Annotated in this window: 25 protein-coding genes and 1 other RNA gene; 12 read left to right on the forward strand and 14 right to left on the reverse strand. The window is 62.7% G+C overall.

Going from position 1 to position 26,069, the window contains the following annotated elements; genetic code table 11:
• Positions 1-98 precede the first annotated feature (98 nt).
• Positions 99-593 carry a thioesterase family protein gene (locus AC0VX3_RS09955; RefSeq protein ID WP_475524574.1) on the reverse strand — a complete coding sequence of 165 codons (495 nt, stop codon included), beginning with the start codon at positions 591-593 and terminating at the stop codon, positions 99-101.
• A 125-nt stretch (positions 594-718) separates the two neighbouring features.
• Between AC0VX3_RS09955 and AC0VX3_RS09960 the strand changes: the two genes are divergently transcribed.
• Positions 719-2,143 (forward strand): FAD-binding oxidoreductase, encoded by a 1,425-nt coding sequence (locus AC0VX3_RS09960; RefSeq protein ID WP_475524575.1) that lies wholly within the window; start codon positions 719-721, stop codon positions 2,141-2,143.
• 193 nt (positions 2,144-2,336) lie between these two features.
• Positions 2,337-6,146 carry an AsmA family protein gene (locus AC0VX3_RS09965; RefSeq protein WP_475524576.1) on the forward strand — a complete coding sequence of 1,270 codons (3,810 nt, stop codon included), beginning with the start codon at positions 2,337-2,339 and terminating at the stop codon, positions 6,144-6,146.
• A 44-nt stretch (positions 6,147-6,190) separates the two neighbouring features.
• On the opposite strand, the gene AC0VX3_RS09970 is transcribed toward AC0VX3_RS09965, so the two are convergent.
• The 4 genes from AC0VX3_RS09970 to ssrA all read right to left on the reverse strand — a co-directional run bounded on the left by AC0VX3_RS09970 (position 6,191) and on the right by ssrA (position 7,756).
• Complete coding sequence (locus AC0VX3_RS09970; protein ID WP_342891928.1) at positions 6,191-6,403, reverse strand: ribbon-helix-helix domain-containing protein; 213 nt, start codon at positions 6,401-6,403, stop codon at positions 6,191-6,193.
• A gap of 6 nt (positions 6,404-6,409) precedes the next feature.
• Positions 6,410-6,619 (reverse strand): DUF4169 family protein, encoded by a 210-nt coding sequence (locus AC0VX3_RS09975; RefSeq protein ID WP_475524577.1) that lies wholly within the window; start codon positions 6,617-6,619, stop codon positions 6,410-6,412.
• Positions 6,620-6,635: 16 nt separating this feature from the next.
• Positions 6,636-7,214, reverse strand: a complete 579-nt coding sequence (locus AC0VX3_RS09980; protein WP_475524578.1) for an SspB family protein — start codon at positions 7,212-7,214, stop codon at positions 6,636-6,638.
• Between the two features lie 172 nt (positions 7,215-7,386).
• Positions 7,387-7,756: a transfer-messenger RNA gene (gene ssrA / locus AC0VX3_RS09985) on the reverse strand.
• A 153-nt stretch (positions 7,757-7,909) separates the two neighbouring features.
• Here ssrA and AC0VX3_RS09990 point away from each other — a divergent pair.
• On the forward strand, positions 7,910-8,704 hold the full coding sequence (locus AC0VX3_RS09990) for a thymidylate synthase (RefSeq protein ID WP_475524579.1): 795 nt from the start codon (positions 7,910-7,912) through the stop codon (positions 8,702-8,704).
• An 11-nt stretch (positions 8,705-8,715) separates the two neighbouring features.
• Here the strand turns inward: AC0VX3_RS09990 and AC0VX3_RS09995 are convergent, their stop codons facing one another.
• Positions 8,716-10,101 (reverse strand): multicopper oxidase family protein, encoded by a 1,386-nt coding sequence (locus tag AC0VX3_RS09995; protein ID WP_475524580.1) that lies wholly within the window; start codon positions 10,099-10,101, stop codon positions 8,716-8,718.
• Between the two features lie 176 nt (positions 10,102-10,277).
• On the opposite strand from AC0VX3_RS09995, the gene AC0VX3_RS10000 reads away from it, so the two are divergent.
• Positions 10,278-11,348 (forward strand): serine hydrolase domain-containing protein, encoded by a 1,071-nt coding sequence (locus AC0VX3_RS10000; protein ID WP_475524581.1) that lies wholly within the window; start codon positions 10,278-10,280, stop codon positions 11,346-11,348.
• 132 nt (positions 11,349-11,480) lie between these two features.
• Here AC0VX3_RS10000 and AC0VX3_RS10005 read toward each other — a convergent pair whose 3' ends face one another.
• From AC0VX3_RS10005 to AC0VX3_RS10015, 3 genes are read right to left on the reverse strand one after another with little or no spacing between them, the layout of a single operon-like run.
• Positions 11,481-12,839, reverse strand: a complete 1,359-nt coding sequence (locus AC0VX3_RS10005; protein ID WP_475524582.1) for a GH1 family beta-glucosidase — start codon at positions 12,837-12,839, stop codon at positions 11,481-11,483.
• Positions 12,840-12,899: 60 nt separating this feature from the next.
• A complete protein-coding gene (locus AC0VX3_RS10010; protein ID WP_475524583.1) occupies positions 12,900-13,580 on the reverse strand; it encodes a DUF2461 domain-containing protein in 681 nt (226 codons plus the stop codon).
• Positions 13,577-13,951 carry a TfoX/Sxy family protein gene (locus AC0VX3_RS10015; protein WP_475524584.1) on the reverse strand — a complete coding sequence of 125 codons (375 nt, stop codon included), beginning with the start codon at positions 13,949-13,951 and terminating at the stop codon, positions 13,577-13,579. Before AC0VX3_RS10015 ends, AC0VX3_RS10010 begins: the two co-directional genes overlap by 4 nt.
• Before the next feature lie 156 nt (positions 13,952-14,107).
• On the opposite strand from AC0VX3_RS10015, the gene AC0VX3_RS10020 reads away from it, so the two are divergent.
• From AC0VX3_RS10020 to AC0VX3_RS10045, 6 genes are all read left to right on the forward strand, one after another.
• Positions 14,108-14,644: a dihydrofolate reductase gene (locus AC0VX3_RS10020; RefSeq protein ID WP_475524585.1), complete on the forward strand. Its 537-nt coding sequence runs from the start codon at positions 14,108-14,110 to the stop codon at positions 14,642-14,644.
• On the forward strand, positions 14,641-15,102 hold the full coding sequence (locus AC0VX3_RS10025) for a GNAT family N-acetyltransferase (protein WP_475524586.1): 462 nt from the start codon (positions 14,641-14,643) through the stop codon (positions 15,100-15,102). Before AC0VX3_RS10020 ends, AC0VX3_RS10025 begins: the two co-directional genes overlap by 4 nt.
• A gap of 230 nt (positions 15,103-15,332) precedes the next feature.
• On the forward strand, positions 15,333-16,520 hold the full coding sequence (gene hflK / locus AC0VX3_RS10030) for an FtsH protease activity modulator HflK (protein ID WP_475524587.1): 1,188 nt from the start codon (positions 15,333-15,335) through the stop codon (positions 16,518-16,520).
• 2 nt (positions 16,521-16,522) lie between these two features.
• Positions 16,523-17,455 carry a protease modulator HflC gene (gene hflC, locus AC0VX3_RS10035; RefSeq protein WP_475524588.1) on the forward strand — a complete coding sequence of 311 codons (933 nt, stop codon included), beginning with the start codon at positions 16,523-16,525 and terminating at the stop codon, positions 17,453-17,455.
• On the forward strand, positions 17,452-17,637 hold the full coding sequence (locus AC0VX3_RS10040) for a DUF2065 domain-containing protein (RefSeq protein WP_342891941.1): 186 nt from the start codon (positions 17,452-17,454) through the stop codon (positions 17,635-17,637). Before hflC ends, AC0VX3_RS10040 begins: the two co-directional genes overlap by 4 nt.
• Before the next feature lie 142 nt (positions 17,638-17,779).
• Positions 17,780-19,267, forward strand: coding sequence for a Do family serine endopeptidase (locus tag AC0VX3_RS10045; protein ID WP_475524589.1), 1,488 nt, complete (start codon positions 17,780-17,782; stop codon positions 19,265-19,267).
• 95 nt (positions 19,268-19,362) lie between these two features.
• On the opposite strand, the gene serB is transcribed toward AC0VX3_RS10045, so the two are convergent.
• Complete coding sequence (serB, locus tag AC0VX3_RS10050) at positions 19,363-20,253, reverse strand: phosphoserine phosphatase SerB (protein WP_475524590.1); 891 nt, start codon at positions 20,251-20,253, stop codon at positions 19,363-19,365.
• Between serB and miaA the strand changes: the two genes are divergently transcribed.
• Positions 20,252-21,202: a tRNA (adenosine(37)-N6)-dimethylallyltransferase MiaA gene (miaA, locus tag AC0VX3_RS10055; RefSeq protein ID WP_475525161.1), complete on the forward strand. Its 951-nt coding sequence runs from the start codon at positions 20,252-20,254 to the stop codon at positions 21,200-21,202. The two genes, serB and miaA, sit on opposite strands and share 2 nt — an antisense overlap.
• Before the next feature lie 211 nt (positions 21,203-21,413).
• Positions 21,414-21,953 (forward strand): GNAT family N-acetyltransferase, encoded by a 540-nt coding sequence (locus AC0VX3_RS10060; protein WP_475524591.1) that lies wholly within the window; start codon positions 21,414-21,416, stop codon positions 21,951-21,953.
• A 336-nt stretch (positions 21,954-22,289) separates the two neighbouring features.
• Here AC0VX3_RS10060 and AC0VX3_RS10065 read toward each other — a convergent pair whose 3' ends face one another.
• From AC0VX3_RS10065 to AC0VX3_RS10080, 4 genes are all read right to left on the reverse strand, one after another.
• Positions 22,290-23,846, reverse strand: a complete 1,557-nt coding sequence (locus AC0VX3_RS10065; protein WP_475524592.1) for a 2-isopropylmalate synthase — start codon at positions 23,844-23,846, stop codon at positions 22,290-22,292.
• A 520-nt stretch (positions 23,847-24,366) separates the two neighbouring features.
• On the reverse strand, positions 24,367-25,086 hold the full coding sequence (locus AC0VX3_RS10070) for a DUF899 domain-containing protein (protein ID WP_475524593.1): 720 nt from the start codon (positions 25,084-25,086) through the stop codon (positions 24,367-24,369).
• Positions 25,087-25,227: 141 nt separating this feature from the next.
• Positions 25,228-25,719, reverse strand: a complete 492-nt coding sequence (locus AC0VX3_RS10075; RefSeq protein ID WP_475524594.1) for an SRPBCC family protein — start codon at positions 25,717-25,719, stop codon at positions 25,228-25,230.
• Positions 25,716-26,039 (reverse strand): ArsR/SmtB family transcription factor, encoded by a 324-nt coding sequence (locus AC0VX3_RS10080; protein ID WP_475525162.1) that lies wholly within the window; start codon positions 26,037-26,039, stop codon positions 25,716-25,718. Before AC0VX3_RS10080 ends, AC0VX3_RS10075 begins: the two co-directional genes overlap by 4 nt.
• Positions 26,040-26,069: the final 30 nt, after the last annotated feature.

Below are 26,069 nucleotides of genomic sequence, written 5' to 3' on the forward strand. Positions count from 1 at the left end.
GCATTGTGACAGAGCCAGCCCGAAAGAACAGGTCTGCAATCGAATGCGCTGCCCTGTTTACGTAGTTTGTGGGGTTTTGACCCTGGGAATGTGGACAATCAGGGCTTTTCCCGGATTTCGATATGCCGTCCGGCGCGTTCCGGACGGGGCAAGCCGGCATGGGCTTCGGCGAGCGCGGTCAGGCCCGCATGAATGTCTTCGGGCCAGGGGCTTACCTTGCGGGCGTTCATGTCGACGTGCAGGCTCATCTGCTCGGAGGTCGCCGACAGCCAGCCGTCCTCGGCGTGACGCAGTTCCTGATAGAAATGGGCGCGCTTTTCGTCAAAATCGATCAACTGCAACGTCACCACCACCGGCGCGCCCGCCTCCAGTTCGCGCACGTAGCACACATGAACTTCCGCCGTGAAAAACGATGCCCCACGGGTTTTGACATAATCGGGACCCAGACCGATCCGCTGAAAGACATTGTCGACAGCAGTATCGAAGAGCACGTTGTAATAGGCCATGTTCAGATGACCGTTGTAGTCGATCCAGTCCTCCCGGACCGTCATGATTTCACTTTCGACCGGTTCCGTCTTCCAACGTACTGTCATCGATCTTCTCCCGGTGGTATCAGGTTTCAGGACACAAAGGCCGTTACGGCTTTGACCAATCGGATTTGGGCTAACATATTCAGGTTGTTACCGCACGGCCAATGCCGTGCATGGGAGGAGTGAACATGCCGGAATTGGCAAATGCGCCGGACGAAGCGCTGGCGGTGGACACACATGGGGCGACCGCAGCGGTCATTTCGAAACTCAAGGACCGGTTTCAGGACCGCTGTGCCACGTCGCCTGCGCTGAGGCAGCAGCACGGACACACCACCACCTGGCTTGAGAACCAGCCGCCCGACGCTGTGGTTTTCGCCGAATCCACGCAAGAAGTGGCGGACGTGGTGCGGCTTTGCGCGGAGCACAAGGTTCCGGTTATTCCGTTCGGTGCCGGGTCTTCCCTTGAAGGACATCTCAACGCGCCTTTCGGCGGCATCTCGATCGATCTGTCGCGCATGAACGCGGTTCTGGAAGTGAACGATCAGGATCTCGACTGCCGGGTACAAGCCGGAGTGACGCGCAAGCAGTTGAACAGCTACATCAGGGACACGGGGCTGTTTTTCCCGATCGATCCGGGCGCCGACGCGACGGTCGGCGGCATGGCGGCGACCCGTGCCTCCGGGACCAACGCCGTGCGTTACGGGACGATGAAGGACGCCGTGCTCGGGCTGACCGTGGTGACCGCCGACGGACGCATTATCAAGACCGGCGGCCGGGCCAGGAAATCGTCGGCCGGGTATGATCTCACGCGGCTTTATGTGGGCTCGGAAGGCACACTCGGCGTGATAACCGAACTGACCCTGCGCCTGCATGGCCAGCCGGAAGCCATTTCAGGAGGCATCTGCACGTTTCCGGACATCGCCGCTGCCTGCAACGCGGTCATCACGACCATCCAGATGGGGCTTCCGGTTGCCCGTATCGAACTCCTGGATGCGATGCAGATCCGGGCCTGCAACACCTATTCCAAGCTGGATCTGGCCGAGACGCCGACCTTGTTTCTTGAATTTCACGGTTCGGAAGCCGGTGTCCGCGAACAGTCGGAAACATTTTCGGAAATCGCCGGGGAATTCGGCGGCGGCCCGTTCAAGTGGGCCACCGCCGCAGAGGAGCGGACCAGGCTTTGGGCGGCCCGGCACGACGCCTACTGGGCCGGCAAGACCTTGAACCCGGAGGCCGATATCATGGTGACGGATGTTTGCGTGCCGATTTCGCGGCTCGCCGATTGTGTCGCGGAAACGGCCGAGGATATTCGCACCGAAGGGTTCCTGGCGCCGATCGTGGGGCATGTCGGAGACGGCAATTTTCATGTCCAGATACTGGTCAACCTCGACGATGCCGAGGAACGGCGCAGAACCGAGGCCTTCGTCGGGCGGCTGGCGCTCAGGGCGATCGATATGGGGGGGACCTGCACCGGCGAACATGGTGTCGGTCAGGGAAAGCAGAAATACATGGCCCACGAGCACGGCGAGGCCCTGGAGGTGATGCGGTCCCTGAAGCAGGCGCTGGACCCGGACAATATCATGAATCCGGGCAAGATCCTGCCGCAGTCATGATATTGTATCGAATCAGCTCACGATGCTCGAACCGGAGTGCCGCCCGCCGGAATGGCCGTTGCGGGCCGGTGATGGTGAAACCGTGTTTGCAGTGCAGCGGCGATGGGGTAAACCTGTCCGGTATGGTTTCCGGTGACATCGCAGAACAAGGAGACATGGCCTGAACTCCTTCTACATCACTTTGGGAATTACCGTGATCCTGGTGCTGGTTGCAGCACTGGTGGGGCCGTTCTTTGTCGACTGGACCAATTACCGGTCCACGTTCGAAACCTATGCGGAGCGCGCGCTCGGTCACCGGGTGACGGTGCTGGGCGAGGCGGACCTCAGGCTTCTGCCTGCGCCTTCGATCAGCTTTTCCGACGTCCGGGTCGGTGAAGCGGAGGACCCGCTTCTGGTGGTGTCGAAATTCGACATGCGCGTCGAACTGCCGCCTTTGCTCAAGGGGGAGATCCGCGTCGTCGACATGGAGCTGGACCGCCCGCACCTGTCCCTCGCCCTGGACGAGGAAGGCCGTCTGGACTGGCTCACCGCGATGACCTCCGACGGGGCCCTCGCCAAATTCGCACCGCAGGACCTGGCCTTCGACAAGGTCACGATCCGCGACGGTGCCCTGTCGATCGTCGATGCCCGTTCGGGGGAAACCCATCGCATCGACAACGGCAATCTGTCCGTATCGGCCCGCACGCTGACCGGTCCGTTCAAGGCATCTGGAAGCCTGACCCTGAATGGTGCGCCCTATACCGTCAGTCTGGCGACGGGCAAGGCCCAGGACGATGCCGGCATACGGATCAAGGGGGAGGTGACCCCCACCGACAGGCCGGTCAATTTCGCCTTTGACGGCATGCTGCAGGAAGCTGATGCCGCGCCCGCCTTCGACGGGCGGTTCACCATCGCCTCCGTGGACCTGGACGAGGACGATCGCAACGAGTGGCGTGCCGAAGGGCAGTTCACGGCCGATATTGCCGAGGTCGCGGTGCCGGACTTCGAGTTCCGCTATGGACCGGAAGACCGCCGGCTCAGCATGACGGGAAACGCGGATCTGGTTTATGCCGGCGACAAGCGGTTTGAAATTCGTGCCAGGTCCAAGCAGATCGACCTCGACCGGCTGCTCGGTGGCGGGCCACAGGCACCGGTACAGATCGACGCGGCTGGAAGTCAGTTGATCGCCGCGTTGCGGGCCGTGCCGCTGCCGCCTGTCGATGGCGTGATTTCCATGGATGTGCCGGCGCTGGTCGCCGGGGGCGGTATCATCCAGAATGTGCGGCTCGATCTTGAGACCATGCTGGGCGGCTGGCGGATTGCCCGCCTCGCCGGGCGTCTGCCGGGACGCACCATGGTCGCGACCCAGGGGGATCTCGGCCTCGAGCCCGCGCTGACCTATCGCGGCGCCGTGTCGGTCAGTTCCGACCAGCCCGGGTCCCTGCTGAGCTGGTGGCGCCAGGAGGACCTTGGTGTCAGTGCCATGGATCCGGTATCCCTGGAAGGGCGTCTGAACCTCGTTCCGGAAGGCGCGGCACTTGACAATCTGCGGCTGACGCTCGCCGGAGCGGAGGCGCGCGGCGGGCTTGCCTATCGCAAGCAGCGCAGCGTCAATTCGGTGTTTTCGCTCAGCCTCGATGCCGACCGTCTCGATCTCGACCAGATCGAAGGCCTCGCAGCCCTGGTTCGGCCCCGGCAGGCAGAGGCAGGCGGCTCCGGCGATACCACGGGCCTGGACGTGTCGGTGCGGCTGCGGGCCCGGCAAGTGGTTGCCCGCGGCGTGGAAGGAGAGGGCCTTTCACTCGAGGCGGAATATTCCGACGGCGGCCTGCGCATCGACCGCCTGTTCGCAGAGGACCTGGCGGGAGCACGCATCGATGTCGATGGCGAAATCCGCAATCTGCTGTCCGCGCCGGAGGGCGCCGTTGCCGGAACGCTCGATGCCCGTGACCTTTCCGGGCTGGTGGCCCTTGCGGCCAGCGTCTTTCCGGGAACGGTTTTTGTGGAGCGTCTTGAACGGGCCGCGGCAAGTCTTGTCCCGGCCAGGTTCGATGCCAGCCTGACGGCCGCCGCCGTCAACGATGCGACCGATATGACGCTCAGCCTTGATGGCACGGCCGGTGACGCCGAGGCGTCGCTGCAAGCGGCACTCAAGGGCCGCGTCGATGACTGGCACGCCGCGGACATAGATCTTTCACTTGGATTGAGCGGACCGGATGGCGGCAGGATGCTGCAGCAGCTCGGTTTTGACGTCATCCCCGTGGAGGCTGCGGGCACCGGCCGGCTTGCCATCACCGCGAGCGGTGTTCCGGAACAGGGTCTGTCGGTGGATCTGACGGCGGCCGTGGGGGCCTCGCAGTTCGACGCGAACGGCAGCCTCACGCTTGAAGAGGATGCCAGGCCGGAATACCGGCTGTCGCTGGCGGCCGAAACGGACGACCTTGCTCCCCTGGCACTGATGGCCGGGCGCATTCTGCCCGTGATGACGGGGACAATCCCGGCAAGACTTGCCGTGGATCTGGACGGCGTCGGCAGCGCGCTGACCATCGGCAAAGCCGAGGGAGCGTTCGGCGAGACCCAATTCAAGGCGAGGCTGGAAGGCGATCTGGAACCGGCTCCGGGTGAACGCAACCGACGCTTTACCGGCGAGCTTGAAGTCAGCCAGGCCGACTTGCGCGGCTTGTCGGAACTCGTGCTGGGTCCGGACCAGTGGTTTGCCGCTGGCGACGGATCGAGTGTGTGGCCGTCGGCACCGTTTGGGGCGCCGCTCCTGGATGGCTTCGACGTGACGCTCGATTTCCAGGCGGCGCGGCTGCTCTTGGACGGGGAGAGCGCGGTGACCGCGCCGCGCGGCGAGCTGCGCCTGTCGCCGTCGCGCATGCGTCTGGACGGTCTGACCGGTGCGTTTGCGGGCGGGGAACTCAATGGCAGCCTTTCGATCCGCAGGACGGAGGCGGAGGCCGCCATGTCCGGAAGGGTCAAGCTGGACGACGCCGACATGCGGCAATTGTTCTGGAGGCGCGAGGGCAGGGCCGTCGCTTCGGGAACGCTCGACCTCTTCCTTGAATTCGAGGGGGCCGGCCGGTCGATCTCCGCCATTGCCACCGGGCTCAGCGGCGGTGGCACCTTCGCGATGAAAAACGGCGAGGTCCGGGGCCTCAATCCCAATGCTTTCCCGCTGGTGACGCGGGCGGTGGATTCAGGGCTCGATCTTGAAGACGAACGGATCCGCGAGGTCTTTGTCAGTCACATGGCTGCGGGCAGCCTGCCGTTCCAGCGTGTCGACGGCACGCTCACACTGGTGGGCGGCCGGTTGAGCGCCCGCAACGTGGTGGTGGACGCGCAGCGGGCCGAGATTTTCGGTTCGGCAGAACTGGATCTCGGGACCCATGAGCTCGATGCCGATTTCTCGCTGACCGTCGATCCGGGGGATGATGCCGTCACCGGAGCCGAACCCCAGGTCGGTCTCCTGTTCTCCGGGCCGATCGAGCAGCCGGTTCGCCGCATCGATATCGCGCCGTTCACCGCCTATCTCACCCTGCGCGCTTTCGAACAGGAGGTCGAGCGGGTGGAAAAGCTTCAGGCCGAAATCCTGGAAAGGGATCGTCTGGTGCGCGAACTGAAGCGGCAAAGGCAGTCAGAGGCGCGCCGTGCGCGCATTGCGGCGGACGAGGCGGAAAAGGACCGCCTGCGGCTTGAACAAGGGTCTTCGGGGGACGCCCGGCAGGAGCCGGGGGAACAGGACAACACCAGTCTGCTGCCCCAGGATACTCCTCAGGATATTCCCCAGAGCACGCCCCGGGCGAAGACACCGCAGCGGCACAGCGGCGTGGAATTGCCGGCGGTGCCGTTCGCGAATCGTATCCGTGACTTGCTGGATACATCGAGCACCGCATCGATCCCCTCGTCGCCATCCGCCAAGCCGGCGAGCGGCCTGCCTCCGCTCGAGCCGCCCGTTTCGATTGAAGATCTGATCACCCGAGATGTCGGCGGGCCTCTGCTGTTGCCCGGCGCGCCGCAATAGTCGGTGGACCCGGAGAGCGCGGCCGGTCTTGCTTCGGTGTCAGTTCATGTGGATTTTACAAGAGTGAGCGCCCACACCCTGACGGCGGAGGACAGCGGATCCTGCGGATCGCGGCTGTCGTCGATTTCGGCAATCACGGTTGCAAGAGAGCGGTGCCGGGCGTCGGCATAACCGTCCACCACATCCCAGAATTCAGGTTCCAGCGCCAGACTCGTGCGGTGACCGTGGAGGGATAGCGAGCGTTTGACCAACGCCATGCCGGTTCACTCCCTGTCCTTGTCCCCGGAGGGGCCGGGGTTTTCGAGACGGTGACTGTCGACATGGGTTTCAAGGTCTTCGCGGCGGCGGCGCGCGGCCTCGCGATCGGCCTTCGAGCGGCCATACAGGCGCCTGTTGTCTTCGGCCGCCTTGTCGCCGGCCTCACGCTTCTTGTGTTTGCGCGCCATGCGCAGATTGATGATATCCGCGCTCATTCATGAGCCCATGACGTTAGGGTTTCTTGCGGAACGCGTCCAGAGAGACGACTTCGCCGCCGCCCTCGCTGTCGGACGTTTGCACAGCCGCGGCATCCTTGTCGTTGGATTGCTCGCCCGCGGCTTCCTTGCCGGCATTCGCCGCGTCCGCCTTGGACTGGCCGTCGGCATGCTCCTGCTCGGCCTTGGCAAGTTCCTCGACGGCCTCCAGCAGTTCTTCGGGAAGCTCTTCGGCCGTCTTGCCCGGATCGAATTCGAGGGCGAACTGCACCGACGGGTCGAAGAAACCCTTGATAGCCGAGTACGGCACCAGCAGTTTTTCCGGAACGCCACCGAAGGAAAGACCGACTTCGAAGGCATGCTCACCGATGGCGAGGTCCCAGAACTGGTGCTGAAGCACGATGGTCATTTCCTGCGGATAGCGTTCTTTCAGACGCTGCGAGATGCGCACGCCGGGCGCATTGGTGTCGAAAGCGATGTAGAAGTGATGGTCTCCGGGCAGTCCGGTGCGTCCGACTTCGGCAAGTATTTTCTTGACGGCGCCACGCAGCGCGTCCTGGATCAGTATGTCGTATCGCAGAAGGTCTTCAGACATCAGGTTTCGTCGAATCTCGCTGGGAATGTCGTTTATCCCGAACACTTTGACGGTCCGGGGTCAAAAAGAAAAGGCTCTTTTCCAGGTGAACCCAGATTATTGTGGCGTTCGCGCACAGGATTGCCTCTGCCTGCACTGGCGGGACCGGCCGCGGGAATTTCGGGGGAGAGAAAGTGGAGGCTTCTGTTGCCAGGTGCCTCCGGACCCCGCCTGAAGGTGCTACCCTACGGGACTTGGTGGACTACCGGCACTGCGTTACGCAGCGACAGCGTTGTCCATAGCATAGTTGTCATTTGCAACTACTAGAATAGCCCGATAACGGTGGTACAATGCCGAGCAAAAGACCAGTCTTTACGCCCTCGTCGATCCTATTTCGCCCCCGCCGAAACCCATGACATTTCCGTATGTTGGCCGCATGGGCTTGGGTGGAGGCGCCGGGTACCGCCCCCGGGTCCGATAGGTTTATTGCACTGACAGTTTATTGCCGTAGCTGGCGAACCAGCATCCCTGATATAGGGGCTTTGGAGCTGAAATGAAAGGGGGATGTCGCATGCCGGACAGTTCGCCGGCTCAATCGGTCAGGAACCGCAGCGTCGCAAGGCAACCTGGGGAAAGTCCGCGTGAAGGGCTGCGTTTTCGCGAAAATCTGCGACATTACCAGCAGTCTCAAGAGCAAATGATCAAAGGCCGGACCCGTGCAGCAGTATCTCGACCTCATGCAGAAAATCCTGGACGAGGGCATCGACCGGGGAGACCGGACGGGAACCGGAACGCGGTCGCTCTTCGGTCACCAGATGCGGTTCAACCTGTCCGCGGGCTTTCCACTGGTCACCTCCAAGAAGCTGCACCTGAGATCGATCATCCACGAGTTGCTCTGGTTTCTCGCCGGCGACACGAATATCGGCTACCTCAAGGAAAACGGGGTGAAGATCTGGGACGACTGGGCCGACGAAAACGGTGAACTCGGACCTGTCTACGGCTACCAGTGGCGCTCCTGGCCGGCGCTGGACGGCCGTTCCATCGACCAGATTGCCAACCTGCTGGAAATGATCCGCACCAATCCGGAAAGCCGCCGGCTGATCGTGTCGGCCTGGAACCCGGCGCTGGTCGACGAAATGGCGCTGCCGCCCTGCCACGCCCTGTTCCAGTTCTACGTGGCCGACGGCAAGCTTTCCTGCCAGCTTTATCAGCGCTCCGCGGACGTGTTTCTGGGCGTTCCCTTCAACATTGCCTCCTATGCGCTGCTGACCATGATGGTCGCCCAGGTGACGGGCCTGAAACCGGGCGACTTCGTGCACACGCTCGGCGATGCGCATCTGTATTCCAACCACTTCGATCAGGCGCGCGAACAGCTCACGCGGTCGCCGAGGCCGCTGCCGCAGATGAAGATCAATCCGGCGGTCACCGACCTGTTCGCGTTCAGGTTCGAAGACTTCGAACTGACCGGCTACGATCCGCACCCGCATATTTCGGCGCCGATCGCGGTGTAACGCTCACGGGGTCAGCCCACCTCGAACCACGACATCATGCCGGAGGCCGCGTGGCCGAGCATGTGGCAGTGGATCAGCCACTTGCCGGGATTGTCGGCGACGAAGGCGATCTTCACGGTCTCGTCCGGTTCGGTCGTGAAAGTGTCGCGCCAGTCCGGATTTTCCAGCTTTTCACCGTTGCGTTCCAGCACCCGGAAATGATGGCCGTGTAGATGGATCGCGTGGGCAAAAGCTGTGTCGTTGCGGCTTTCCAGAACGATGGTTTCGCCGCGCGCGGCGGTGAACATGGGCGTTTCATCCATGCCGGCCTTGCCGTTGAAGGCCCAGAACAGGCCGTCCTGCATCATTTTCCGCAGATCGTCTTCCGTTCTGCCCGTCATCATGCCGCGCATGCCGCCCATGGCGCCGCCCGCCATGTCGAGAGGCAGGATCCGGGCGGTTTCGAGGTCCGGTTCCGGCAGGGTATTTGCCGGCGGCATGCTCAAGGGACGGTCAGTCGCCGTTGCAGCGCCCACCTTGAAGGTCGCGAAGGTGAACGGCTTGCCGGTCATGGTTTCGAAGGCAATGTCTCCGGTCTCTTCCGGCCGCATCACCAGGTCCATGCGCTGCGCCGGCGCCAGCCGGACCGTGCCGGCGATGTCGCGGGGGACGTTGAAGCTCTGGCCGTCCAGGGCCATCACCCTGGCACCGAAGCGGGACGGGGCGATATCCAGTACGCGTGAGGCGGAGCTGTTGATCAGGCGCAACCGGTGCCAGCGTCCCTGTTGCAGCGGGATCTGCGGCATGGAATCCCCGTTGATCGTCAGCCAGTTGCCGAGCCGGCCGGCGTGGGAGAAATCGTGTCTCGCACCGAAACTGCCGGTTTCCAGAACACCGTTGTCGTCGAGCCGCCAATCGTTCAGCATCATGGTGATGTCGAGTGATGGATCGAACGCCGGTTCGTTCTCCTCGACAATCAGGGGGCCCGCAAGTCCGCGCGGCACCTGGTTCCAGCTCATTGTGTGGGCGTGGTACCAGTAGGTGCCGGCATCGGGCACTACGAAATCGTAATCGAAACTGTCGCCGGGTTTGACCGCTGGTTGCGTCAGGCCGGCGACGCCGTCCATGACGTTGTCGATGCGGATGCCGTGCCAGTGCACGGAGGTCGGCTCGTCCAGTTTGTTGATGAAGCGGACCCGGACACGCTGCCCGCGCGTTACCCGGATGTCCGGGCCGGGCAATCGGCCGTTATAGAGCCACAGGTCCGAAAGGCCGCCGTCCTTGCCATACAGCCGAGCCCGGCCTTTTTCCGCCGTGAGCTCAAAAAAGCCGTCATCTGACTGTGCCATGGACAACGCGGGTGCCAGCATGCTCGCGCACCCGGCCACGGAGGCCTTCAGAAACGATCTGCGATTCACCTTGTCGAACCTCCCGGACTGCACGTTGATGCCACCCCGCTGCAACAATGGTGGTTCCAGCGGCTGGAAGGTCAAGACCAAGGCCGGAAACGGCGCCGCCGGCGGCCAGAATATACTCGCGTTTCGTGTCTGGGAGCCTCATTGTGGACCGCATTTGACGAAAGGAATTGCACACAATGGTCTCCGCGAACGGTGTTTCCCTGTCTCCCCACGCACTTGCTGCTGAAAACCGCGGCTTCGACACGGGAATTGGCCGCAAGCTCTGCGCGGGGGTCGATTCCGGGCTTCTGCCGCATCTTCATGCGGTGCTGGCGGAACGGGGCGGCGAGACCGTGCTGGAAAGCTACGGGACCGGCCCGGACGAAAATTGGGGCGTGCCCCTGGGCGAGGTGCGTTTCGACGCGCAGACGCTGCATGACCTGCGCTCCGTTTCAAAGAGCATCGTCAGCCTGCTCTACGGCATCGCGCTCGAACGCGGCGACGTCCCCCGGCTCGATACGCCGCTGCTCGCCCTGTTTCCGGGTTATGAGGACCTGGCCGAAGACCCGCAACGCAAACGGCTCACCGTCGAGCACGCGCTGACCATGACACTTGGCATGGACTGGGACGAAACCCGGCCCTATACCGATCCGGAAAACAGCGAAATCGCAATGGAACGCGCCCCGGACCGGCTCCGCTATATCCTGGAACGCCCGTTTGTCGCGGATCCCGGAACGCGCTGGATCTACAGCGGCGGCGCGACGGCTCTGATCGGCGCGATCCTTGAATCGGGAACGGGCTGCAAGCTGCCCGACCTTGCGCGCGAAGTGCTGTTCGGTCCGCTGGACATAACGCGGTTCGAATGGAGCGCCGGCCCGGACGGGACCCATTCACCTGCCTCGGGTCTGCGATTGAGTGCGCCCGATCTGTTGAAGATCGGCCGGCTGGTCCTGAACAATGGCTTGCACGCGGGCCGCCGTCTCGTCCCGGAAGCCTGGATTGCAGCCGCGCTGACGCCGGTTATCGCGACCGGAGAGGGCCCCGACTACGGCTACTTCTGGTTCTGCGGCCAGGCACCGGTTCCTGCGCTCGGCGGACCGACACCATGGTTCGCGGGCTTCGGCAACGGCGGTCAGCGGCTCTGGCTCTGTCCAAAGGCGGATGTGGCCGCGGTGATCTTTTCGGGCAATTACAACGCCTGGAACGCCTGGGTTGCGCCGACCCGGGTGTGGAGCGAAATCATCCTGGCGAACCTGCGGGAAGCCTGAGCCTGAGCCTGTCTCACTGACATGGTTTTCGCGCATCGATGCCCGGGCAACAGCCGGACAAGCCTCATTCCGGGGAGGGCCGGCGGCCCGTCATGACGGACGGGCCCTTGATCCGGCGTTCGAACACCGGATCTATCGTGATGCCTTGTGCGCCACGACCAGATCCCGGTACCAGTGCGCGCTGGCCTTCGGCGTGCGGACCTGGGTGTCGTAATCGACATGAACGATCCCGAAGCGCATGCTGTAGCCCTCGGCCCATTCGAAATTGTCCATGAGGCTCCAGAGGAAATAGCCCTTGACCGGAACACCTGCGTCACGGGCGTCAAGCACCGCGCCGAAATGCTGTTCCAGATAGTCGATGCGGCGCTGGTCGCTGACGATGCCGTCCACCAGAGCGTCATTGTAGCAGGCGCCGTTTTCGGTGATGTAACACTCCGGCAGCCGGTAGCGCGCATAAAGCTCTTTCAGCAGGTCCGACAGACCCTTTTCATGGACTTCCCAACCGATATCCGTGAGCTCCGGGCCCGGTTCCGGCGGATTGGCGCGGGCCTGCGGATAGTCCACCGCTTCAGGGTCGTGGGAAACGCGCATCGGCGTGTAATAGTTCAGGCCCCACCAGTCGAGCGGCTGGCCGATGGTCTCCATGTCGCCATCGCGGATGTCCATCCTGTCGCCATAGGCTGACAGGATCTCCGGGTGATAGGTTCCCTGAAAGACCGGCGAGAAGAAGATGTCGTTGTGGAACAGGAAGGCACGGTCCGCAGCTGCCTTGTCCTCCGGCTTCTGCGTTGCCGGATAGATCGAGTGGGCATTGATCACGATGCCCATGGGCAGGTCCGGGCGGACGGCGCGGGCGGCCCGGGTGGCGAGGCCATGGGCAAGGTTCAGCGTGTGCACCGCCTTGGCGAAGGCTTCTGCATTCTTCTCGCCCGGGGCGTGAATGCCGTAGAGATGGCTCAAATGGCAGATGCACCAGGGTTCGTTGATGGTCGCCAACGCGTCCATCCGGTCGCCGAGGCGCCTGACGACGACATCCGTGTAGTCGGCGAAAGCCTCGGCCGTGCTGCGGGCGGTCCAGCCGCCGTCACCGGCCAGAAGCAGCGGCAGGTCCCAGTGGTAGAGCGTCGGATAGACCTTGAGGCCGCGTTCGATCATGCCGTCGATCAGGCGATCGTAGAAGTCCAGTCCCTTTTCGTTCACCGGACCGCGCCCTTCCGGCAGGATCCGCGGCCAGGCGATGGAGAACCGGTAACCGTCGACGCCAAGGGATTTGATCAGGTCCAGATCGCTTTCCCAAAGGTGATAGTGATCGCAGGCAACGTCGCCGGAATGGCGCTGGAAGACCCGGCCGGGCATTTTCGAAAACGCGTCCCAGATACTCGGCTTGCGGCCGTCCTCGTCGGCAGCGCCCTCGATCTGATATGCGGCGGTCGCCACGCCAAACAGGAAATCCTTTGGAAAGCGCTGGGCCAGGTCTTTGGGAGAAGCCATCTCATCTCGTTTCATGGTCGAATGAACATGGTGAGTTGATAGTTTCCAAAGCGCTTTGGATCAAGCTTTTTCCTGCAAGTCATACAAGTATCTCCAGACCGGCAGGGCCGGCGCCCATGCCTTGACGAGTGTGGCGATGGCGGTTTCGTCCTGAACCGTGCCCGTGTCCGGAAGATCCCGCCAGACGGCGAGCCCCTTGCGCCTGGCAAGATCCGCGTGCGGATGATCCTTCGGGAAACCGCGCGGCACCTTGACCAGATCGGGATCGGAAACCTTGAACCCCCGGCTTCCGGCCGCATCCAGCACCTTGGTGACTTCGCCGCCCCGGCCGGCCTCCAGAGCAGTCAGATAGGCGCCAAGGACCGGTTTGGAAAATGCCATGCAGCCGGTTCCCAGCCGGATGTGCTCCGGCTCGATCGACAGGAAAAATCCCGGCGGCTGCGCGTCCTTGCCTTCAAATGCGGCGCTTGCCGGCCAGAAGGCCATGCGGATGTGGGTGTTGTAGGGTGTCTTGTCGCTGGAGAACCTCAGGTCCCGGTTGATGCGGAACTGTTTTGAAGTGATTGCGCAGCCGGTCAGGTCGCCGAGCGCATCGGCAAGGCCGGCGCGGAAGGCGTCCGCGGGTTTCTTGACCAGCCGCTGATAGTCGGCCTTGTTCCTGTCGAACCAGTCCCTGGAATTGTTGGTGGCGAGATCCTTCAGGAACCGGAAGGTACCCGGTTGAAACGCAGGGGCGGTCATCGGTCCGCCTTTCCGGATTTCATGCGTTTCGGCTTTGGTGCCTTGGGCGGCAGAGCGCAGACATAGACCCTGGCCATCTCGACCCAGTGCCGCAGGTCGTCGTCGGTCTCGATCCCCTCCGGTTCGATCCGGATGAAGCCCGGCATCGGCCGGCCGGTCGGCCTGCATTGTGCGGCATGAGGCCGGGCAAGCGCCTCGGCCTCCTGTTCCTTGCCGACCCGTGCCATCAGGCCGCGCCTGGAGACGCATACAAGCATGTTGCCGTTGACCATGAAGCAGGTGCCGCCGAACATGCGCTTCTGCTCGACGGACGTATCGGGTATCAGCGCGCGGGTGCGCTCGATGAGCACGGTTTCCATCAACTCGGACATGGTCGGTTTTCTCCCTTGTCGACCCTAGTTACCGGCAAGGACGGCTGGCCGGGGCCAAAACCGACACCGGCCCGAAAAGAGGGGCGATTTGCCAAGACCGTTCTGAATCATGCTAGGAGGCGCATTGGGAAAAGAAAACCGGATTCGGAGGGGCTGTTGCCCGAGCTTGTCCTGATCGCCGTGGTGGCACGGAACGGAATTATCGGAGCGGACAATGACATGCCCTGGAAGCTGTCGTCCGACCTGAAGCATTTCAAGAAGCTGACGCTCGGCAAACCGGTGATCGTTGGCCGCAAGACCTTTCTTTCGTTCGGCGGCAAACCGCTGCCGGGGCGGCCGCATGTGGTCATCTCGCGCGACCCGGATTATGCGCCTCCTGGCGCGGAAGCCGCAACGTCTCTGGAGGCCGCGATCGCACGGGCGACCGCTCTGGCAGCGGACCTCGGCGTTGACGAGATCATGTGCATCGGCGGCGGACAGATCTACGCGCAAGCGATGGCATCAGCCGACCGGCTGGAGATCACGGAGGTGGAGGCGGCTCCCGAAGGCGATACCTGTTTTCCCGCAATCGACCCGGCGCTGTGGCGGGAGACCGCCCGTGTGAAGGGCGAGCGCACCGACCGGGACAGCGCGGATTTCACCTTCGTGACCTACCGCCGCCAGGATTGCCAAGGCCGGGTAGAGACCAGATGACCCCAGACGACACTCTCCAGTTCAGATGGGCGGCCTTCGACGAGCTGGATCGCCGTGATCTCCATGACCTGCTCAAGCTTCGGCAGGACGTGTTCATTGTGGAACAGGCCTCACTTTACGCGGATATCGACGGCAAGGATCCCGAAGCGCTGCATTGTCTGGTCCGGTCCGGGCAAACAGGCGCGTTCCTTGGGGCGATCCGGCTGTTTGTCGACCCTGAGCGCACCTCCGCGCGGATCGGCCGTGTGGTGATCGCGCAGGAGGCAAGGGGCGGCGGCCTGGGCAGGTCGATGATGCAGGCGGGCATCCTCAAGGCGGAGGAACTGGCGCCGGACTGCGAGATCCACGTGACGGCGCAAGCTCACCTGGAAAAATTCTACGGGTCGCTGGGCTTCAGGCGCGCCTCTGAGACCTATCTCCAGGACGGGATTCCGCATATCGACATGATCCGGCCCTGATATTCGGGTAGATTCCGACTGCTAGGGGCGGCTGATTGTGCCGGACGGCTTGACACGGCCTGTTTCAGGTCCCACCTCCGGCGCGGGAAAATTTAAGGCTTTTGTCGAGGTTCGGGAGATGGGCTTGCCGTTGAAAGCTGACGGCAACCTCCCTATAACCAACGGTGAGTCAGAAGGGGTGAACCCCCATGCCCGGCAGCGCCTGCCGGGCATCACAGAAGGAAATATTGATGCCTTGGAGCAATCAGTCAGGTGGCGGTGGTCCCTGGAAAGGTGGCGGAAACGGCGGCGGCCCCTGGGGCGGCGGTGGAAACAACAACGGCCCCTGGGGAGGAGGATCGAACCGGGGAGGCGGCGGTAATCCCCCCGATCTGGAAGAGCTCCTGAAACGCACGCAGGACCGCATGAAGAATGTGCTGCCGGGCGGCGGCGGCGGCGGACTCGGTGTCATCGGTGTCCTGATTGTCATCGGCGTGGTCGTGATCGGCTGGCTGGCGACCGGTTTCTATGTCGTCGACGAAGGCGAAGTGGGCGTGGAACTGGTGCTCGGTGAAGTGACCGACCAGACCCCTCCGGGCCTCAACTACAACTGGCCTTATCCGGTCGGGGAAGTTTACCGGCCCAAGGTCGAGCTTCAGCGGGAAACCACCGTTGGCGTGGATGAAATCGTCAGCAGCGCCGGCGTGGTCCGGTCCCGGGACGTTCCGGAAGAAAGCCTGATGCTGACCGGCGATGAGAACATCATCGATGTCGGCTTCAAGGCGCTCTGGCGCATCAAGAACACCCGTGAGGGGATCAGCGACTACCTGTTCAACATCCAGGACCCGGCCTTGACCGTGAAAGCGGTCGCCGAGAGCGCAATGCGTGAGGCGGTTGGCGGCTCGAACATCGATTCGATCCTGACCGAAAACCGCGTCGCCATCCAGAATGACGTCGTTACCCTGATGCAGACCACGCTGGATTCGTACCGCGCGGGCATCGAGGTCGCCGAGGTGCAGATGCAGCGCGTGGATCCGCCTGCACAGGTCATCGACTCCTTCCGCGACGTTCAGGCGGCGCGCGCCGATGAAGAGCGAATCAGAAACGAAGCCACGGCCTACGCCAACCGGATCGTACCGGAAGCGCGCGGTGAAGCGGCCCGGGTCGAGGAAGCGGCCAACGCCTACAAGGACCAGACCATCGCCGAGGCGACCGGTCAGTCCCAGCGTTTCACCAAGATCTACGAACAATACGTGAAGGCACCGGGTGTCACCCGGGAGCGTCTCTATCTCGAAACCCTGGAAAAAGTCCTGGGAGCCAACAACAAGATCATCATTGATAGCGAGTCCTCCGGATCTGGCGTGCTGCCGTTCCTGCCGCTCAATGACCTGAACGGACGCGGCAACTCCGCCACGACCGCACGGACCGGAGGAAACTGATCATGCGCAGTGGTATTCTCGCAGTCATCCTGATCGCCGTGGCCGTGCTCGGCTACATGTCGATCTTCATCGTCAACCCGACCCAACAGGCCCTGGTCCTGCAGCTCGGGCGGATCGTGGAAGAGCCTAAAACCACACCGGGCTTCTACTTCAAGTATCCGTTCATCCAGAACGTGGTCTACATGGACAAGCGCGTCCTGAACCTGAACATGCCGCCGCTCGAGCCGATTTCCTCGGACAAGAAGCGCCTCATCGTGGATGCGTTCGCCCGCTACAGGATCTCGGATCCGGTCCTGTTCTACCAGCGCGTCGCCAATGTCCAGACCGCCAACCGGCGTCTGTCCACCCTGCTTCAGTCTTCCCTGCGTTCCGAGATCGGCCGTACCAGTTTCGCCGCCCTCGTGCGGGACGACCGTTCCGGCGTGATGGAAAACATCCGCCGGGATATCAATGCCAATGCCGAGGAACTCGGCATCGAGGTGATCGACGTGAAGATCCGCCGCGCGGATCTGCCGGATGCCAACTCCCAGGCCATCTACGCCCGGATGCAGACGGAACGTCAGCAGGAAGCCACGGAAATCCGCGCACAGGGTGAAGAAGCCGCCCGCCGAATCCGGTCCCGCGCGGACCGCGATGCAACCGTCCTGGTGGCCGAAGCCAAGCGGGATTCGGAAATCAAGCGCGGTGAGGGTGACGCGGAGCGGAACAAGATCTTCGCCGAGGCCTTCGGTGCGGATCCCGAGTTCTTCGCCTTCTACCGGTCCATGCAGGCGTATGAAGCCGGATTGCGGTCGGGCGACACCAGCCTGGTGCTGTCTCCGGATTCCAGCTTCTTCCGCTTCTTCAAGGATCCGATGGGCGTGCTGCCCTCGGCCAAGAATGACAATGACAGTCAGGGGGTCTCCGACCGGTCGCCGTCACTTGCCGCTCAATGAGCGAGCTGGTGACCGCGCTGGGCCTGGTCCTGGTGCTTGAAGGTGTTCTCTACGCGCTCGTGCCCGGTGGCATGAAGTCCATCATGCGCAGCGCGCTCGAGACACCTGACCAGACCTTGCGCCTGACGGGCCTTGTCGCGGCGGTGATCGGCGTGTTTCTTGTGTGGATCATTCGCGGATAACGAAAAGTTTTCGGGCGGGAGGCGCAAAAACGTCCCGCCCGTTCTATATTCTGGTTCAATAACCAGTAGAAACCCATCGGCTGACTGCTCGGTGCAAACAAATCGAGCAGCACGTCCAAGGCTGGGATGAGGAGAAAGCCCTATGGCTCCAGAATTTATTCGCCGCCGGATGATCCGGGGCGCGATGGCGGCAGCAGTCATCCTGCTTGGCGGAATGGCTGCCTTTCAGCCTGCCGATACAGCCCGGGCCCAGGGGCCGGTTTCCGTAGCGGACCTTGCCGAAGACCTGGGGGATGCGGTTGTGAATATTTCCACAGCCCAGACCGTGCAGGGCCGGCGCTCGGTGCCGATGCCGGAAGTGCCGGACGGCTCGCCGTTCCAGGAATTCTTCGAGGAATTCTTCAACCGGCAGAACCCCGGAGAAGACCAGGCGCGCCGTGTGCAATCCCTGGGATCCGGCTTTGTCGTCGACGGGACCGAAGGCATTATCATCACCAACAACCATGTCATTGAAGGGGCGGATGAAATCACCGCGAATTTCAATGACGGCACCAAACTCAAGGCGGAAATCATCGGTACCGATGAAAAGACCGACCTTGCGGTTCTGAAAGTCGAGCCGGAAGCCCCCTTGAAGGCCGTCTCGCTCGGCGATTCGGACTCCATCCGCGTGGGTGACTGGGTGATGGCCATCGGCAATCCGTTCGGCCTCGGCGGAACGGTGACGGTCGGTATCGTGTCCGCCCGCAACCGCGACATCAATTCCGGACCCTACGACAACTTCATCCAGACCGACGCCTCCATCAACCGGGGCAATTCCGGCGGTCCGCTGTTCGACATGGACGGCAACGTGATCGGCATCAACACGGCGATCATCTCGCCGTCCGGCGGATCCATCGGCATCGGTTTCGCAATTCCGGCCAAGACCGCCACCCGGGTGATCGAGCAACTGCGCGAATTCGGCGAAACCCGCCGCGGCTGGCTCGGCGTGCGCATTCAGGAAGTCACCGACGAAATCGCGGAAAGCCTCGGCATGGACGAGGCCATGGGCGCGCTTGTCGCCGGCGTGACCGACGATGGACCTGCCGCCAAGGCAAAGGTCGAGCCGGGCGATGTCATCGTCAGGTTCGACGGCAACGAGGTCGAGACGATGCGTGAACTGCCGCGCATGGTTGCCGAGACGGCGATCGGCAAGGACGTCGAAGTGATCGTCCTGCGCAAGGGCGAAGAGGTTACCATCAGCGTGACGCTCGAACGCCTGGAAGAGAACGAGATCGAGGAAGCAAGCGCGACCACCGATGACCAGCCGGAGGACAAGCCCGCCGAAAAGAGCAAGGTGCTGGGCATGATGCTGGCGGAGCTCGACGATGCGCTGCGCAAGCAGTTCTCCATCGAAGAAGGGGTCACCGGCGTTGTTGTTACCGAAGTCGAGCCGGGCACGTCCGCCGAAGAAAAGCGGGTCATTGCGGGCAACGTCATCAAGGAAGTCGCCCAGGAACCTGTCGAGACACCGGCCGATGTCGAAGCCCAGGTCGAGAAGCTGAAGGAAGACGGCCGGCGTTCGGCGCTGCTGCTGCTGGCCAATCCGTCCGGCGATGTCCGCTTCGTACCTGTCAGGATTGAGGACGAATAGGCCGTAGCCTGACCTCGACGAAATTGAAAAGGGCGCCCGGTGTGGCGCCCTTTTTGTCTCCGGAGTTTGCTCGCAATCGCATTTGCGGACAGGTGTCAGCTCAGGACGAAATCGTGTTCCGCGTAACCTTGCAGGTAGAGCAGGGCGGTCAGGTCGCCGTGATCGATGCGGAAATCGGCGGCTTCGGCAACGGCCGGCTTGGCGCGGTAGGCGACGCCGGCGCCCGCGCGCTCGATCATGGCAAGATCGTTGGCGCCGTCACCCACTGCGAGGGTTTCCTCCAGGGACAGGCCCCGGTCCGCGACCAGGTATTCGAGACGGGCGCGCTTGGCGTCCTTGCCCAGGATCGGTTCCCGGACCTCTCCGGTCAGCAGGCCGGTGTCTTCCAGCAGCGTGTTGGCCTGGTTCTCGTCGAAGCCGATCATGTTGGCGACAACCTTGGTGAAATGGGTGAAGCCGCCGGAGACCAGCGCGCAATAGGCACCGTTCGCCTTCATGGTCTGTACCAGGGTGCGGCCGCCCGGCATAAGCTGGATGCGCTCGCTGAGAACCGTGTCTATGGCCGAGACCGGGAGGCCTTTCAGGAGGGCAACGCGCTCGCGCAGGGCTGGCTCGAATTCGATCTCGCCGCGCATGGCCCGCTCCGTGATTGCCGAAATCCGGTCTTTCAGACCAAGTTCAGCGGCAAGCTCATCGATGCATTCCTGGCGAATCATGGTGGAATCCATGTCCGCGATCAGCAAGCGCTTGCGGCGGCCGCTCTCAGGCTGCACAAAGACGTCAACGGGAGCCTGGCCGACGACGGAGCGCAGTTCCGCTGCCGCAGAGCTTGTATCTTGTCCTGAAAACCGGATATCGGCTGCAAGTCCGGGGGTCAGAACGGTGGTTGTCCCCGATACGCCAAGAGCGTCGGACGCCTTGCGGACAAGGTCCGTATCGACGGCGGGCGCTGTTGGTGTGGACACCAAGGTGGCGACGAGTGACATGGACGATTCCTTGAAAGGCAGCGGGACAAAGGCTTTGGGCAAACGCGCCATTCTGATAGCCGGGCCGACGGCCAGCGGCAAGTCCGCATTGGCGCTGTCGCTGGCCAAATCGTTGAATGGCGTCATCATCAATGCCGACTCCATGCAGCTCTATCGGGATCTGCGCGTGGTCAGCGCGCGGCCTTCTGCCGAAGAAGAGGCCGAGGTTCCGCACCGGCTCTACGGGGTGCTGCCGGCGTCGACCGCGTTTTCCACGGGCGCCTGGCTGCGTCTTGCCGCCGGGGAGCTTCAGGCGGCCGGTGACGCGGGCCGTCTGCCGATCCTGATCGGCGGCACGGGGCTCTATTTCAAGGGGCTGACGGAAGGCTTCGCCGACATGCCCGAAGTGCCCGACGCCATTCGGGCGGAGGCCAGGGACCTTGCCGACAGGGAGGGAGTCGAGGGGCTTCGCCGGGAACTTGCCGCCCGGGGCGATGAGGAAACGGCCGCACGCCTTGGCGATCCACAACGTCTTGCGCGGGCGCTGGAAGTGCTGATGGCGACCGGCACGCCGCTGGCCCGCTGGCAGAGCGCGCATCAGTCGGAGCCGCTGCTTGCGGCAGAGATGTGCCAGCGCGTCGTGCTGGCTCCGCCGCGGCCGTGGCTGCATGAGCGGATTGCACGGCGCGCGGAGCTGATGCTTTCCGAAGAGGGGATTGCGGAAGTGCGGGCCTTGCTGGAACGACGCTTGCCGCCCACGCTGCCGGCCATGCGCGCCATCGGCGTTCCGGAAATCGGCGCCTTTCTGGCGGGCGAGGCCGATCGCGCGGAAACGATCCACAGGCTCACTGTTGCAACGCGGCAATACGCGAAACGGCAGGAGACGTGGTTCCGGAATCAGATGGGTGACTGGCAACGGGTTGATCCTTCGGACGAAATCAATCTGGACCGATTTCAGCGCCTTTCATGAGATGACAATGGCAACTTCGCCGATGTGCGGTGCAGCGGAAGTATCACCTTAACCTGTTGGTACTGCGGATATATTTTTGCCTCTTTTGACAGTATGCTGGCGACTGCCATGGGGATGGCACAATTCAGGGTTACATAAATCCGGTACGCAGCCGGAGCCGCTTTTGCGGAGGCAGTGCCCGCTGCGTGGATTTCAATTCTGGGAGAACACTGTGCAGACGATCTTTCTCGAATGCGGTTCGGTGCGGCTTGTCCCATTCGCTCCGGCCGATATCAATCTGCTCAAGGACCTTCATTCCGATCCTTATGGAAACCGGTGTACGGAGTTTTCAACCAATTGCTCCGTCGTGGATGCCGCCGAACTGGTGCGGTCCGCACAGCAGACACAGGACGATCTGGGCTTCGCGAAATGGAAGGCGATTTCGGCCGATGAGGCGTTCCAGGGCTGGGCCGGGTTCACACCGGTCAGCGAGACTTCTGAAATCAGCCTGAACTATTGCCTGCGCCACGCTCTGCTTGAGCGCGATCAGGACCTGCCCAAACGCCTGTGCCGGTCGCTGTCCGAATGGTTTTTCGAGAACACCTATTTCTCTCATCTGGTCGCCGTGGTGCGCACCGACAACCGGGCCATGCGCGAAGTGGTTCAGGACAGCGGATTTCGTCACCGGGAAAGCAAGGTGATCGAAGGCATGCAGGCCGATGTCTTCCAGCTTTTCAGTCCATCCATGCAGTCCTACCTTCTGAGCGCCTGAGACGGACTGCCCACTCATACCCACACCTACTGAAAAGGGCCGCTCGCGCGGCCCTCGGCATGTGGACAGGTTCTCAGTCGGTCATCCCGGACAAGCGCAGCGACGCTGCGCGCTGATCCGGGATCCAGCGTGTCAGCGCGAGCGAAAGCGAGCACCTGAGCAAGTCAAACATCTGAAACAAGAAGCAAAGACGCGCCTGCAGCGCGAAGTATGCGCTGGTTTCCGGCTCTGGCCATGCAGCTGCGCTGCAGACCGGCCGGAATGACGCCAGGGGTTTGTCAGCCGTTTGAGGGCCGCTTGCGCGGCCCTTTCAGATGACGGTCTGCGGTTCGGCTGTTAGACCGCCTGCAAGGCGCCCGGGTTGCCGGTCTGCTGGCGCAGGGCCAGCTTGTTCATGGCCGAGACATAGGCGCGGGCCGAGGCGACCAGCGTGTCGGTGTCGGCGCCCTTGCCGGTGGCGATCCGGCCGCCGGCTTCCAGGCGCACGGAGACTTCCGCTTGCGCGTCCGTGCCTTCGGTCACCGCATGAACCTGATAAAGCGACAGGGTCGCCTCATGCGGCACGATCGACTTGATCGCGTTGAAAGTGGCGTCGACCGGACCGTCGCCGGTGGCTTCCTTGGTGATGTGCTGGCCATTGACATCCATGGTCAGGATTGCCTTCTGCGGCCCGCCGGTGCCCGCAATGACCGTCAGCGCGATCACCTTGGTGCTTTCGCCCAGGACGCTGATTTCATCTTCGACCAGAGCCTCGATGTCCTCGTCATAGACATGCTTCTTGCGGTCGGCGAGGTCCTTGAAGCGGCGGAAGGCATCCTGCAGGGCATTGTCGCCCAGATCGAAGCCCAGCTCCTTCAGCTTGTCGCGGAAGGCATGGCGTCCGGAATGCTTGCCCATGACCAGCGATGTGGCTTTCACGCCGACATCTTCCGGGCGCATGATTTCGTAGGTCTCCGCATTCTTCAGCATGCCGTCCTGGTGAATGCCGCTCTCGTGGGCGAAGGCATTCTTGCCGACGATGGCCTTGTTGTACTGGACCGCGAAGCCGGACGCGCCGGCGACCATCTTGGACGCGCGCACCAGGAATTTCGGATCGATCCGGGTCTCGAAGGGCAGCGCGTCGCCTCGGGTTCGCACCGCCATGACGATCTCCTCCAGAGCGGCATTGCCCGCGCGCTCGCCGAGGCCGTTGATGGTGCACTCGATCTGACGGGCGCCGCCGGCCACTCCGGCCAGGGAATTGGCCACCGCGAGCCCCAGGTCGTCATGACAGTGGACGGAGAAGATCGCCTTGTCGCTGTCCGGCACCCGCTCGCGGATCTGCTCGAACATGGCCTTGTATTCGTCGGGCGTGGCATAGCCGACCGTGTCGGGCAGGTTGATGGTGGTTGCGCCGCACTTGATGGCCGCCTCCACGCAGCGGCACAGATAGTCGATCGGGGTGCGCGTGGCGTCCATCGCCGACCATTCGACGTCGTCGATCAGGTTGCGCGACCGGGTCACCGTGTCGGTGATGATGTCCAGAACCTGTTCTTCCGTCTTGTTCATCTGGAACTTCAGATGGATCGGCGAGGTCGAGACAAAGGTGTGGATGCGGCCCTTGCCGGCATGTTTCACGGCGTCGCCGCAGCGATCGATATCGGCGTGGATGGCGCGTGCCAGCCCGGCGATCACGGAGTTTGTGGAGCGTTTGGAGATCTCGCTGACGGCTTCAAAGTCGCCATTGGACGCGATCGGGAAGCCGGCCTCGATGATGTCGACGCCCATCTCGTCGAGGATTTCGGCGATCTGCAGCTTTTCTTCCAGCGTCATCGACGCGCCGGGCGACTGTTCGCCGTCGCGCAAGGTGGTGTCGAAGATCCGGATCTGGTCCTTCTGGGAAGTGGCGGTCATGGTGTTTTGTCCTGGCTTGGATCTGTCCCGTAAACGGTGTTGGCGCGGGCGGTGCGATCCGGTGTTCGTGATGCGGTTTTTTTGAAAAACTCTCCCCCAAGTGCCCGTTCCGCAACAAAAACGCGGATCAGCCGACGCTCAGGGGCATCTAAGAAGGAGGAGATCGCCAAGTAGGATGAGGCCGCCGCGCTCGGTTCGCGCGTCGTAAGAAAAACCGGAGATGTCGCGGGGCGCGATCATGGGTCTGTCTTGGGCCTTTGGTCGTCTTCAGATCGATTGTCTGCATTTCGGCAATCCGTCGAGCGTGACGCAAAAGCGTGACCCGGCGGTTAACGGTTCTTGTTTTTAAGTCAGGATGGAAAACGATGCAACCGGCTTTTGTCTGGCCAGGCAGATCCCGCAGACAGGGCGTGCCGCCTGTGATTTCCGGTGCTGCGACATGCGCTCCGGCTGTTGGCCGGAGCGCGCTGTGGAAGCTGCTGTCGCGAGTTTCAGCAAGCCGAGGCCTTCGGCCGGGGTCTTACCCTTCCGCCCCATACATGTCCCGCCGGTGCACCCAGGCCATCGGTTGAGGCAGATCGCCCTCGTGACGGCCCATCGCGGTGAGATCGAGGAAGTTGTAGGCCATGTTCAGGCCGTCGATGCCGCGGCCATAGGTGGAATAGGAGTGGGCGATACGGCCGTCAGGCTGCTTCAGGAAGGCGCTGACGCCCGGCATTTCCTCACCGAAGACACGGCCGGTGTAATTGTAGCCGAGCCCCGTGGGATCCTTCCTGTCCGGAAACGTCACGCCGAAATCGGCGCCAAAGCCGTTGCCATGACCGTTCTGGGCGGTCGAAACCCAGTTGAAGCTCCAGTTCAGGCGTTTCTTGTAGTTTTCGAGCTTCTCAAGTGAAGCATTCGAGACCGCGACGAAAGCCGTGTCGCGTGCGGCCAGATGCGCGTCGAGCCGGTCGAAGTTATCCGCCCAGAAGGAACAGCTCGGACAGCCTTCCTGCCAGGTTTCGCCGAACATGAAATGATAGATCAGCAGTTGCGGGTGCGGGCCGAACAGGTCCGCAAGCGTTTTGCTGCCTTCCGGCGTGTCGAAGACATAGTCCTTCTCGACGATCACCATGGGCAGATCCCGGCGCGCGGCGGAAAGTGCGTCGCGCTCCCTGGTAAAGGCCTTTTCCCTTTTCAGAAATGCCTTGCGTGCTTCCAGCCAGTCCTCGCGGCTGACGATTTTCGGGGTGGTCATGGTTTTCTCCCTGCCTGGTTTGAACCCGGGTGTCACCCCGGACCAGCGCAGCGCAGATCCGGGGCCCACTCGCATTTCAGCGTGTTGAACCAAAGTTTTGTCGACTGCTAAGCCAACCGGTTGTGCGTTTCGCTCAGCGCCTCACGCCGCGACAAAGTCCGCCAGGCGGCCGAAGCAGCCGTTCCAGCCGCCGCCGACACCGCGGCGCGCATCCTCGGACTTGATGGCTTCGTGGCGCAGCTTCACTTCCGTTGCCTTGCCGGCTTCCAGGAATGTGACGATGACCTTCGAGCTGTCGGTCGCGTCCCTTTCGCCGTTGGCGAATTCCTGGACGTGCCGCCAGCTGAATTCCAGCCGGTTGGGGGCATCGATCGCCAGGTACTCGCCCTCGAAATGGATCTGCTTTTCCGCGGTCCTTTCGATGACGAAGCGCCAGCGGCCGCCAACCTTCAGGTCGATTTCCGCCGAAACGAGGTTGCCGCCCTTGGGCACGAACCAGCAGCGGACCTCTTCCGGCTCGGTGAAGGCCCGGAAGACCCGGGCAGGGGAGGCGCGGAACAGGCCCTCCACGATGATCGGCTCCAGTCCGGGGGACGATTTCAGAAATTCACGGGCAGGTTGTTGAACGGTCATTTGTCACGATCCTCATTGGCGAGATGTCGGGCGAGGGCGTCGAAGCGATCGATCCAGAACGCTTCGTATTTTCCGAGCCAGTCGACGGCCTCCTTGATCGGAGCGCCGCGCAGGCGGCAATGGCGAGTGCGGCCGCGTTTTTCGATGTCGACCAGACCCGCATCGGACAGGACCCGAAGGTGCTTGGACACCGCGGTCAGGGACATGTCGAACGGTTCTGCCAGATCGGACAGGGATGTTTCTCCCTCGGCCAGCCGGGCAACGATGGCGCGGCGGGTGCCGTCGCTGAGGGCGGAAAAGGTCTGGTCGAGTTGGGGCATGTCCGTCGCTGTCATAAAGTGAACCTTTTG

The organism is Roseibium sp. QJM3NY_11, from assembly GCF_056173175.1.